Here is an 8409-nt window from a genome sequence, read left to right as displayed (position 1 = left end):
GCGCGGGCGGCGCTCGCTCTAACAGGCGCTGCATACCTTGTGGCAAACACCTGTCTGCCCTGATGCGATCCCCGTGGAAGTTGGCTTGCCGACGATGGGCCGCAAAGAATCACCGGCCAGCCATCAACTTCTGCAACGCCGCCTTCCTTTCAGCAATGGGCAACCTCCCCAACTGCTCAACCCGTTCATAGAACCGCCCCCAATCCCCGTCAACCGCGCGAAACACCGCCGCAAACGCCGGCACCCACTGGTCATACAGCCCGAACGGCAACAGCTTGGCATTGTTCATGGGCCCGTACACCCAGGCGTCAAAGCGCTTGTCGCCGCCCCACTGGCTGTCCCGCACCTGCTGGTAGTCACGCCTGAGCCGCGCGAACTCCGCCCGCTTGGCCTGGCGCTTGTGCGCATCATCCAGCGGCCCGGCGTAAATCGCCTGCAACCGCTCGCGGCTGGCCAGCACCAATTGGATAAACTGCTCCCGCTGCTGCCCCTGATCGCCACCCACCGCAGCCAGCCCGCGCGCCGCGCGCCATTGCCGGGTGCCTTCCTGTTCGACGAACGAGGCAAAGGACTCGTTGAACTCGGTATCGTCCTGCACGTAAAAGCGCTGGTGCGCCAGCTCGTGAAAGATCAAGGTCGCCAGGCGTTCGTCACCCCAGCCCACCATCGACGACAGAATAGGGTCGTCGAACCAGCCCAAGGTGGAATAGGCCTCCACCCCGCCCACGTACACATCCAGCCCTTCCTCACGCATCAACGCTGCCGCGCCACGCGCTGCACCTTGCTGGTAGTAGCCGCGGTACGCCACGCAACCCGCTATCGGAAAACAGTGTGTCACCGGTTGCAGTGAGAGCTCTGGCGTGGCGAAAACATTCCAAACCACATAGGGGCGCCCAAGGTCGGCGTATACCCGGTAGCTGCGGTTATCCGGCAGCTTCAGCTGCTGGCTGGCAAACGCCCGCGCCTGTTCCGCCCGTTGCAGGCGCGCCCGTAACAGGGGAGGGGTAGCAGGGTCGGCGACCACCTGTTCCACCGGTTGCCGCGCGCGCAGCAGTTGCCACTGGCCTTGCGCAAGCTGGCCGTAATAGGCCGTACTGCTGCAACCGCTCAGCAGAAGCACCGCCAGCAGCGGAACCAAACGGGTGAAAACGCGGTCGAGTGGCCCAGGGCCTGAGCGCTGCATAAGAAAAAGTCGAAGCATCGGGACTGTCTGACTCGCTCAAGGCCGATTCGCTCCAAGACTATCTCGCCACGGGGGAGTTTCGCCATGCGTGCATTGTGGGTCGCCGGTTCACTGTTGCTGTTATCTGCCTGTTCAACGCTGCCAGACCCAGACCCGAACCAGGCCTGGATCGACCTCACGCCCTACGACAACACCTCGTTGCACGCGGTGCAGGTCGATGAGCGCGATTGGGCCGACAACCGGTACTTCGAAGTCCAACCCGGCAGCCATGAGTTGACCGTGCGCTACCAGTTTCCGGTCAACCCCAGCAACATCGGCCCGGTCGACCAACCCCTGTGGCGAGATTGCCAGGTAAAGCTGGCGTTCAAAGACTTCAACGCCGGGCAACGCTATCAGCTGCAGGCCGGGAGCATCGGCTTTCGCCCGTGGGTGAAGTTGTATGACCAGCAACAAAAACTGCTGGGCCAGGGCCTGCCAGCGGGCTGCCAGCACACCTAACCACGCAAACGGCGCTATGCTGTTAACGTGCCAATCGCAAGTGAGAGCTTTGCCATGCGCCAGCCCATGATGCTGATCGCCCTCAGTGCACTGGGGGCTTGCGCCAGCCCCTTGCCGCCGGTCGACCCCAAGCAAGCCTGGGTCGACTTGTACACCATGACCCCCGGCCGGGTAATCATGGCCGACCGCCTTGACGGGAAGCGCCTGGACGACGGCCGATACTTTCAGGTAACCCCCGGCAAGCATGAGCTGGTCGTGCGCTTCGATTACGAGATCTACTCTGGCGGGATGCTGACCGACCCCAGGGACCGTACCTGTTACCTGACTGTGCGCTTCGATGACTTCAAGGCTGGGGAACGTTATCGCCTGGAGGCGCGGGCGCCGGTAATGGAGCCGCAGGTATTGCTGTATGACGCCAGCCGCACGGTGCTGGTGAATGAGCCTAGCGATGTGTTCTGTATTCCGTAGGCGGGGGTGCGGCGGGTAGGGGGTGTGCCGGTAGGGGGGCTGCGAGTCAGGGGCTGCTGCGCAGCCCATCGCGACGCAAGGCCGCTCCTACAGGGGCCTGTGGAAGCGGGCTTTTGTCGCAAATGGGCCGCGAAGCGGCCACTCATGCTCGAGCGCTAGCGATCATTCTTCTGGTAAATGATCTTCTTGGTCCCGCCGTCGCACGTCCCGACCACCATATTCGGGTCCTGGACCTCACTGTTAGGCACGATCTCCAGGGTGTACGAAGCCACCCCTTGGGCCTGGATCTTGGCCTCGATCTCGGCTTTCAGTTCCTCGCACGGCTTGACCGCCGCCAGCGCAGACGTGGCGACCAGCGAAGCGAACACCGCGATTGCTACGCGAATCATGGAACGGCTCCTGAAAAGGCAGTATTGCTGCCGACGTTGGTTAGACTACAGCAAACTGCCATCGTTGCGCCGCTTCAGCCTACCAACGCCGCATCCAGGCTGATCTTGGCGTTGAGCACCTTCGACACCGGGCAGCCTGCTTTGGCCTTGTTGGCAATTTCCATGAACTGCGCCTCGCTGGCGCCTGGCACCTTGGCTCGCAACACCAGGTGTACAGCGGTAATGGCAAAACCATCAGGCTGCTTGTCGAGGGTGACTTCCGCCGCCGTGTCGATCCGGTCCGGGGTGAGCCCGGCCTCGCCGAGCATCATCGACAGCGCCATCGAGAAGCAGCCCGCATGCGCCGCACCGATCAATTCCTCTGGGTTGGTACCCGGTGTGTCCTCGAAACGGGTGTTGAAGCCATAAGGGTTCTGCTTGAGGGCGCCGCTTTCGGTTGAAAGCAGCCCTTTGCCGTCCTTCAAACCACCTTGCCAGATCGCCGATGCTGTCTTCTTCATGATGCCTCCTTGTCACTCGGTTACGTGCCTATGGGTTCAGAGGTCAGGTACGCCCGGCAAGTTCAGAGCAATTGCGCACCCCCATTGAATCCAACGATTACGCCCATACAGAGTCATAAAGGCCTCTGGCCAATCATTCTTGCGGAGGCCCCATGACGCAGCTACGTGACCTGAAGATTTCCACCCTCGACCTTGTGCCCGTTCGCGCCGACGCCGGCCCGGCGCAGTCGCTGCGCAACTCGCTGAACCTGGCGCAGCACGTCGAACGCTTCGGCTACAACCGCTTCTGGGTGGCCGAACACCACAACATGGACGGCATCGCCAGCTCGGCAACCTCGGTGCTTATCGGCTACCTCGCCGGGGGCACTTCGAGCATTCGCGTAGGCTCCGGCGGGGTCATGCTGCCCAACCATGCGCCGTTGGTGATCGCCGAGCAGTTCGGCACCCTCGCCAGCCTGTACCCGGGGCGCATCGACCTCGGCCTTGGCCGTGCGCCAGGCTCCGACCAGATGACTGCATACGCCTTGCGCCGAGACCGCGCAGGTGGCCCGGACGATTTCCCGGACGATGTCGAAGAGCTGTCACGCTACCTTGGCCCCCGAACCGATGATCAAAAAGTGATCGCTGTGCCTGGGCACGACACCGATGTGCCCATGTGGCTGCTGGGCTCCAGCCTGTTCAGCGCGCAACTGGCCGGTATGCGCGGCATGCCCTATGCCTTCGCCTCGCACTTCGCGCCGCGTTACATGCACGAGGCAATCCGCGTGTATCGCAACCACTTCAAACCGTCCACCACGCTGGACAAACCCTATGTGATGCTGGGTATTCCCATGGTGGTTGCCGAAACTGATGAACAGGCCGAATACCTGGCCACTTCGGTGTACCAGCGCATTCTGGCGCTGATTCGCGGGCAGAGCCTGATGCAGAAACCCCCGGTACCCAGCATGGACGGCTTATGGCTGCCCCATGAACGCGATGCGGTAGGCAGCTTCCTGGGGTTGGCGATGATCGGCAGCCCGCAGAAAGTGCGCGCCAAAGTGGAGGTGCTGCTGGAGCAAACCGGGGCGGATGAGCTGATGTTTACCTGTGACCTGTACGAGCATGCGGACCGTATCCGCGCTTATGAGCTGCTGGCGCAGGCTTTGAAGAGCGAGTGAACCCCTTCGCGAGTGCCCCCGCGAAGGGGCCACCGCGTCAGCCGCGGCGGTAGACGATTTCCTTGGTGCCGCCTTCGCAGCTGCCGATCACCTTGCCCGCCGGGTCGCCCTTTTTGACGATCTCCAGCTTGTAGCCAACAACCCCCTTGGCATCGAGCTTGGCGGCAATTTCCGCTTTCAGCTCCTCGCAGGGTTTGCCCGCCGCCATTGCGCCACCGGCCAGCGTCATCAGGCCCAGCGCCAGTATCAGTTTGTTCATCACTCGCATTCCTTGTGCAGATGAAACCAGAAAGGGGCGCCCACCAGGGCGCCCTGTTCCTAATACCCCATCAGTCCAGCGTGTTCCAGCCTGGCTGTGTTTCAGCTATTGGCGATACGGAAGCCTACCTTCAACGTCACCTGGAAGTGCGCAACCTTGTTGTCGCGAATGTGGCCACGGGTCTCGGCCACCTCGAACCACTCCATGTGCTTGATGCTCTGGCCGGCTTCGGCCAGGGCATTGTTGATTGCTTCTTCGATGCTGGTAGGCGAAGAACCCACCAGTTCGACCTTCTTGTAGGTGTGATGATCGGTCATGAGCGCTCTCCTTGGGTAACAGTGATATTCAGCCTGGCAGTGCGAGCCTGGTTTACCTGCGAGCTGTCATCAGGGGCGAAAGTTCGATCGCACTTTCGTGCAGCCCAAGGGTCGCAGTTCATAGAGTCCATACTGCAAAGGAGAGTCAACATGCCCCGCAATTCGCTGCGTAAAACATCCCTGGAAAGCATGGAAGCAGAGATTGAAAGCCTGCTGAAAAGCCTGGAAAGCCTGAAGCACGATGCCTCCGAAGAAACCCAGAAATCAGTCAAGGCCATGCGCAGCAACGCCGAGAGTGCCCTGCGCCATTCGCGCAGCCTGCTGAGCGATGCCTATGAGGAAGTCAAGGAGCGTACCCGCCAAACCGGCATCGCCACCCGCGACTATGCCCAGGAGCACCCGTACACCACTGCCGGTGTAGCCATCGGCGCCCTGGGCTTGCTGGCAGCTTACCTGCTGTGCAAGCGCAACTAAGCGCTCTGCCCTAGCAGTTCTGCCCGCAACCATTGCGCCAGTTGCTCGGCGCGCCCGTCAGCGGCGCGCCGAGGTACCCACAGCGCCAACGCCGCCGGGGTCGGTGAAAAGCCCCACGGCGCACTCAGGCGGCCCGCCCGCAGGTCATCGGCGACCAGGGGTTGCGGCGCGATCGCCACGCCCAGTCCCGCCACCGCAGCTTCCAACAGGTAATACAAGTGCTCGAAAGCCTGCCCGTAGTGCATGGCAGCCGGCTCCAGACCCTGCTGCGCCGCCCAGGTCGGCCAAGCCTGTGGGCGCGAGGTGGTGTGCAACACGGCTTCTTCGAGCAAAGCTTTGGCTGGCGCCCCCTGCAAGCGCTGGTAACCGGCGAAGTGCGGGCTCAGCACCGGGCCGATTCGCTCCTCGGCCAACACATGCACCTGCATGTCTGCCGGCCACGGGGGCTCGGCATACACCAATAGCGCATCCAGCCCTGGCCGCCTTGGATCAAGGTCACCCTCACCGGCTGAAAGGTGCAGGCGCAGCTCTGGCAGGTCTGCCTGCAAACGCCCCAACCGCGGGATGAACCAGCGCGCCAGCAGGCTGCCTGAGCAACCCAGTACGAACGGGGCCTCGCGGGTATCGCGGCTCAGTTCGGCACATGCGCTGCGCAAGCGGTCGAACGCCTCGCCACTGGCATCGCGCAGGCGCAGGCCGGCATCTGTGAGTTTGATGCCACGCCCTTCCTTGACGAACAACGCTACCCCCAGGTGCTCCTCAAGCACCTTGATCTGCCGGCTCACGGCACCATGGGTAACGTGCAACGCCTCGGCCGCCTGGCTGACACTGTTAAGCCGGGCAGTGGCCTCGAAAGCACGCAGGGCATTAAGGGGAGGGAGGTCGTGAGCCATTACCTGTGAGTTTTCCTGACAAGTTTGCGCAATCTTATCGGTTTTCAGCCGGGCCTGTCGTGGTTAGAGTAAAGCCCATCACTCATTGCCTACGCCCTGGAGCGCCCCATGACCCAGTCCCAATACCGCCCCGGCCCCGACGCCAATGGCCTGTTCGGCTCGTTCGGCGGCCGCTATGTGGCCGAAACCCTCATGCCACTGGTGCTGGACCTGGCCCGGGAATACGAAGCGGCCAAAGCCGACCCGCAATTCCTCGAAGAGCTGGCCTACTTCCAGCGCGACTACATCGGCCGCCCCAACCCGCTGTACTTCGCCGAGCGCCTGACCGAACACTGCGGCGGCGCCAAGATCTTCTTCAAGCGTGAAGAGCTCAACCACACCGGCGCGCACAAGGTGAACAACTGCATCGGCCAGGTGCTGCTGGCCAAGCGCATGGGCAAGAAACGCCTGATCGCCGAAACTGGCGCTGGCATGCACGGCGTGGCGACCGCCACCGTCGCTGCGCGCTTCGGCCTGCCTTGCGTAATCTACATGGGCGCCACCGATATCGAACGCCAGCAGGCCAACGTGTTCCGCATGAAGCTGCTGGGCGCCGAGATCGTTCCGGTTACCGCGGGCACCGGCACCCTCAAGGACGCCATGAACGAAGCGCTGCGCGACTGGGTGACCAACGTCGACGACACGTTCTACCTGATCGGCACTGTGGCGGGCCCGCACCCATACCCGGCAATGGTCCGCGACTTCCAGTCGATCATCGGCAAGGAAACCCGTGCCCAGTTGCAGGAAAAGGAAGGCCGCCTGCCGGACAGCCTGGTCGCCTGCGTGGGGGGTGGCTCCAACGCCATGGGCCTGTTCCATGAGTTCCTCGAAGAGCCAAGCGTACAGATCATCGGCGTTGAAGCCGGCGGCCACGGTGTGCACACCGACAAGCATGCGGCCAGCCTGAACGGCGGTGTGCCCGGCGTACTGCACGGCAACCGCACCTATCTGTTGCAGGACGATGACGGCCAGATTACCGACGCTCACTCGATTTCGGCCGGCCTCGACTACCCGGGCATCGGCCCCGAGCATGCCTACCTGCATGAGGTGAAGCGCGTTGAATACGTCAGCATCACCGATGACGAAGCACTGGATGCCTTCCACGCCACGTGCCGCCTGGAGGGCATCATCCCGGCCCTGGAAAGCGCTCACGCCCTGGCCGAGGCAATCAAGCGCGCCCCGCAGCTGCCCAAGGACCACCTGATGGTGATCTGCCTGTCGGGCCGCGGCGACAAAGACATGCAAACCGTCATGAGCCACATGGCCGCCCAGGAGAAACAGGCATGAGCCGTCTAGAACAACGCTTCGCCGAGTTGAAAGCCGAAGGCCGCTCGGCACTGGTCACCTTCGTTACCGCAGGCGACCCGGGCTATGACGCCTCGCTGCAGATCCTCAAGGGTCTGCCTGCTGCAGGCGCCGATGTGATCGAACTGGGCATGCCATTCACCGACCCGATGGCCGATGGCGTAGCCATCCAGCTCGCTACCCTGCGCGCGTTGGAAGCGGGCCAGAACTTGGTCAAGACCCTGCAGATGGTTCGTGAATTCCGTGTGGACAACCACACCACGCCGATCGTGCTGATGGGCTACTACAACCCGATCCACCGTTTTGGCGTGGAAGCGTTCGTGAATGAAGCCAAGCAGGCTGGCGTCGATGGCCTGATCATCGTCGACCTGCCGCCGGAGCACGATGCAGAACTGGCGACCCCGGCCCAGGCTGCAGGTATCGACTTCATTCGCCTGACCACCCCGACCACCGACGACGCGCGCCTGCCGCGTGTGCTGGCGCGCAGCTCCGGGTTCGTCTACTACGTGTCCGTGGCCGGTGTGACCGGGGCCGGCTCGGCGACCACCGAGCACGTGACCGAAGCCATTGCCCGCCTGCGTCGGCATACCGACCTGCCGATCAGCGTTGGCTTCGGCATTCGCACCCCAGAGCAGGCGGCGAACATCGCCCGGCTGGCCGATGGCGTGGTAGTGGGCTCGGCGCTGGTCGACAAGATTGCCCAGGCCAACACGGCCGAACAGGCGGTGAGCGATGTGTTGAGCCTGTGCTCGGCACTGGCGGAAGGGGTGCGCGGCGCCCGTCGCTGACCGGCGTTGCCTTCATCGCCGGCAAGCCAGCTCCCACAAGGATTTCACAGGGCCTGAGGGTGGCGCTGTACCTGTGGGAGATTCTATGGTTCCTGGCAAGGGTAGCCGGAGCATCTTCAGCGCCTGTGAGATCGAGCGC

At 63.0% G+C, this 8409-nt stretch carries 12 protein-coding genes; 6 read left to right on the top strand and 6 right to left on the bottom strand.

Annotated elements, in window-relative coordinates; translation table 11 throughout:
• Positions 1-109 precede the first annotated feature (109 nt).
• Entirely contained in the window at positions 110-1183 is a 1074-nt protein-coding gene (locus EGJ22_RS25225; protein ID WP_029887967.1) for an aminopeptidase, read from the bottom strand.
• Between the two features lie 84 nt (positions 1184-1267).
• Here EGJ22_RS25225 and EGJ22_RS25220 point away from each other — a divergent pair, with 84 nt between their 5' ends.
• Entirely contained in the window at positions 1268-1681 is a 414-nt protein-coding gene (locus tag EGJ22_RS25220) for a hypothetical protein (RefSeq protein WP_029887968.1), read from the top strand.
• A gap of 54 nt (positions 1682-1735) precedes the next feature.
• Positions 1736-2149 (top strand): hypothetical protein, encoded by a 414-nt coding sequence (locus tag EGJ22_RS25215; protein WP_009682185.1) that lies wholly within the window; start codon positions 1736-1738, stop codon positions 2147-2149.
• Positions 2150-2304: 155 nt separating this feature from the next.
• Here the strand turns inward: EGJ22_RS25215 and EGJ22_RS25210 are convergent, their stop codons facing one another.
• Together EGJ22_RS25210 and EGJ22_RS25205 are read right to left on the bottom strand one after the other, a co-directional pair.
• Positions 2305-2538 (bottom strand): DUF1161 domain-containing protein, encoded by a 234-nt coding sequence (locus tag EGJ22_RS25210; RefSeq protein WP_009682184.1) that lies wholly within the window; start codon positions 2536-2538, stop codon positions 2305-2307.
• Positions 2539-2612: 74 nt separating this feature from the next.
• Positions 2613-3038: an OsmC family protein gene (locus EGJ22_RS25205; protein ID WP_009682183.1), complete on the bottom strand. Its 426-nt coding sequence runs from the start codon at positions 3036-3038 to the stop codon at positions 2613-2615.
• A gap of 152 nt (positions 3039-3190) precedes the next feature.
• On the opposite strand from EGJ22_RS25205, the gene EGJ22_RS25200 reads away from it, so the two are divergent.
• The gene (locus tag EGJ22_RS25200; RefSeq protein WP_029887969.1) at positions 3191-4195 is read left to right on the top strand and encodes an LLM class flavin-dependent oxidoreductase; all 1005 of its coding nucleotides are present in this window, start codon (positions 3191-3193) and stop codon (positions 4193-4195) included.
• A 37-nt stretch (positions 4196-4232) separates the two neighbouring features.
• Here EGJ22_RS25200 and EGJ22_RS25195 read toward each other — a convergent pair whose 3' ends face one another.
• Together EGJ22_RS25195 and EGJ22_RS25190 are read right to left on the bottom strand one after the other, a co-directional pair.
• Positions 4233-4454 (bottom strand): DUF1161 domain-containing protein, encoded by a 222-nt coding sequence (locus EGJ22_RS25195; protein ID WP_029887970.1) that lies wholly within the window; start codon positions 4452-4454, stop codon positions 4233-4235.
• Positions 4455-4555: 101 nt separating this feature from the next.
• Positions 4556-4771: a dodecin gene (locus EGJ22_RS25190; protein WP_029887971.1), complete on the bottom strand. Its 216-nt coding sequence runs from the start codon at positions 4769-4771 to the stop codon at positions 4556-4558.
• A 150-nt stretch (positions 4772-4921) separates the two neighbouring features.
• Between EGJ22_RS25190 and EGJ22_RS25185 the strand changes: the two genes are divergently transcribed.
• Positions 4922-5245 (top strand): YqjD family protein, encoded by a 324-nt coding sequence (locus tag EGJ22_RS25185; protein ID WP_009682179.1) that lies wholly within the window; start codon positions 4922-4924, stop codon positions 5243-5245.
• Here EGJ22_RS25185 and EGJ22_RS25180 read toward each other — a convergent pair.
• Positions 5242-6138 carry a LysR family transcriptional regulator gene (locus EGJ22_RS25180; protein ID WP_029887972.1) on the bottom strand — a complete coding sequence of 299 codons (897 nt, stop codon included), beginning with the start codon at positions 6136-6138 and terminating at the stop codon, positions 5242-5244. The genes EGJ22_RS25185 and EGJ22_RS25180 overlap by 4 nt on opposite strands.
• A gap of 108 nt (positions 6139-6246) precedes the next feature.
• On the opposite strand from EGJ22_RS25180, the gene trpB reads away from it, so the two are divergent.
• Both trpB and trpA read left to right on the top strand, forming a co-directional pair.
• The gene (gene trpB, locus EGJ22_RS25175) at positions 6247-7464 is read left to right on the top strand and encodes a tryptophan synthase subunit beta (RefSeq protein WP_029887973.1); all 1218 of its coding nucleotides are present in this window, start codon (positions 6247-6249) and stop codon (positions 7462-7464) included.
• Complete coding sequence (gene trpA / locus EGJ22_RS25170; RefSeq protein ID WP_054911466.1) at positions 7461-8270, top strand: tryptophan synthase subunit alpha; 810 nt, start codon at positions 7461-7463, stop codon at positions 8268-8270. The genes trpB and trpA overlap by 4 nt, the downstream gene beginning before the upstream one ends.
• Positions 8271-8409 lie beyond the last annotated feature (139 nt).

The organism is Pseudomonas sp. p99-361 (assembly GCF_003935475.1).
In the GTDB taxonomy this organism is placed as follows: Bacteria; Pseudomonadota; Gammaproteobacteria; order Pseudomonadales; family Pseudomonadaceae; genus Aquipseudomonas; species Aquipseudomonas juntendi.
Note: the sequence above shows the minus strand (reverse complement) of the source record. Positions and strands in the feature narration are given on the sequence as shown.